Below are 1908 nucleotides of genomic sequence, written 5' to 3' on the forward strand. Positions count from 1 at the left end.
CTTAGCAAGGCCGCCGATTGCGGGGTTACAGCTCGCAGCGCCGATCTGTTCGGCCAAGATCGTAATCAGCAGCGTCTTTGCGCCCATTTTTGCGGCGGCTAAGCTTGCCTCGATACCTGCGTGCCCGCCGCCCACAACGATAACGTCGTATTTCATTTTTTACCTTTAAATTTAAAGCCGCAATTTTAGCCAAAATAAAATTTCAAAACGATAAATCGCGCGCAGATGCCGCAGACGAGCCGTCCGCAAAAATCGCGGCGCAAAATCGGCGTAGGGGGGGGCTAGAATTCCGCATGAAATTTTTAGCGCAAAATTCCTGCTCCAAAATTTCACACGCGAGCTTTGCTTTAAATTTAGCGTTGTATAATTACGCATTTTTTTCAAAAAGGCTAAGTATTGATAGACAAATTTTATGTTTCTGAGCTGAAAGATCGCGTGATAGGCGGCTGCGAGATTGCGAAGGAGCAGGCGCTAAATCTGGCGCGATGCGAGGATTTGGGCGCGCTTTTTGCGGCGGCGGATGAGATCAGGCGCGCTTTTTGCGGCGATAAATTTAATCTCTGCACGATCATAAACGTAAAATCGGGGCGCTGTAGCGAGGACTGCAAATACTGCGCGCAGTCGGCGCATTTTAACACGGGCTGCGAGACTTACGGAATTTTGGGCGAGCAGCAGGTACTAAGCGCCGCGCTTGCAAACGAAACCGAGCAGACGCACCGCTTCTCGCTCGTCGCCAGCGGGCGCGGAATTTCTCAAAAAAGCTCCGATCTAGGGGCATACTGCGCGATCTATGAGCGGCTGCGAAGTAAAACGCGGCTGCATCTGTGCGCCTCGCTAGGGATCGCCTCAAAGCCCGCGCTGGCGCTGCTTAAAGCAAGCGGCGTGCAGACCTATCATCACAATCTCGAGACTTCGCGCAAATTTTATCCGCAGATCTGCACGACGCACAGCTACGACGACCGCATCCAAACGATACAAAACTGCCGCGCCGTGGGGCTTGACGTATGTAGCGGCGGGATTTTCGGGCTGGGTGAGGGCATGGAGGATCGCATCGATATGGCGCTGCAGCTGCGAGAGCTGGGCGTTAGCTCCGTGCCGATCAATATCCTAACCCCGATCAAGGGCACTCCGCTGCAAAACGCCGCGCCGCTAGCACACGATGAAATTTTAAAATCGATCGCGATCTACCGCTTCATCTTGCCGCGCGCGTATCTGCGCTTCGCGGGCGGCAGGCGGAATTTAGGCGAGCACGTGCGCACGGCGCTTGGATGCGGCATCAACTCGGCGCTTACGGGCAATTTCCTAACCACCACCGGCGATAGCATCGCAAGCGATAAGGCGCTTGTGGCACAGTGCGGATTCGACCTCGCAAAGGGTGCGGATTAGCGGCGATCGGTAATTAAAGATAAAATTTGAGATGTAATTGTGAAGTTAAAATTTTTATCTGCCTTGATTTTAGTCGTGTTGCTTTGCGGTTGCTCGCTGCTCTCGCAGGACGGCAAGGAGACTCCATTCTTGGCGGACGCGAGCAGATGCGACGTCGCAAGCTCGCTAAATAAGAAGCAGCCAAACCGCTGCGCGAAGCGGCAAAAAATCGACGCCGAAGTCGCGCGAAAGGCGCAAGAGCAAGCGGTATCGCAAGATACGCTTAATTCATTTAGGGCGAATAGCGCGCAAGCGCAGCAAAGAGCGCAGCAGCGGTATATCGCCACGCAGCAAAGCCTAATGCAACAGCAAGCGCAACAGCAGCTGGGACAGATGCAGCAGCGGCAAAATATGCGAAATTTACAAAACGAACAAAACTGGAACAGGCTGCGTAATCTGGAAAATATAAGCAGCGGCGGGATTTAGCCGTGAATTTTACAATTTGATCTAAATTTTAATTCGTGCGACTTTAATTCTAGATCA

The 1908-nt window shown here is 52.6% G+C and carries 3 protein-coding genes; 2 read left to right on the forward strand and 1 reads right to left on the reverse strand.

What is annotated here, in order from left to right; genetic code table 11:
- Window positions 1-156 (reverse strand): FAD-dependent oxidoreductase (locus Q0413_RS07390; RefSeq protein ID WP_298988350.1); only part of this gene is annotated, 156 nt, incomplete at its 3' end.
- A 240-nt stretch (window positions 157-396) separates the two neighbouring features.
- Between Q0413_RS07390 and bioB the strand changes: the two genes are divergently transcribed.
- Both bioB and Q0413_RS07400 read left to right on the forward strand, forming a co-directional pair.
- Window positions 397-1386: a biotin synthase BioB gene (gene bioB / locus Q0413_RS07395; protein ID WP_298988348.1), complete on the forward strand. Its 990-nt coding sequence runs from the start codon at window positions 397-399 to the stop codon at window positions 1384-1386.
- A gap of 39 nt (window positions 1387-1425) precedes the next feature.
- Entirely contained in the window at window positions 1426-1851 is a 426-nt protein-coding gene (locus Q0413_RS07400) for a hypothetical protein (protein ID WP_298988349.1), read from the forward strand.
- The last annotated feature ends 57 nt before the right edge of the window (window positions 1852-1908 follow it).

The sequence above is a fragment of the uncultured Campylobacter sp. genome (genome assembly GCF_938045465.1).
Lineage (GTDB): Bacteria > Campylobacterota > Campylobacteria > Campylobacterales > Campylobacteraceae > Campylobacter_B.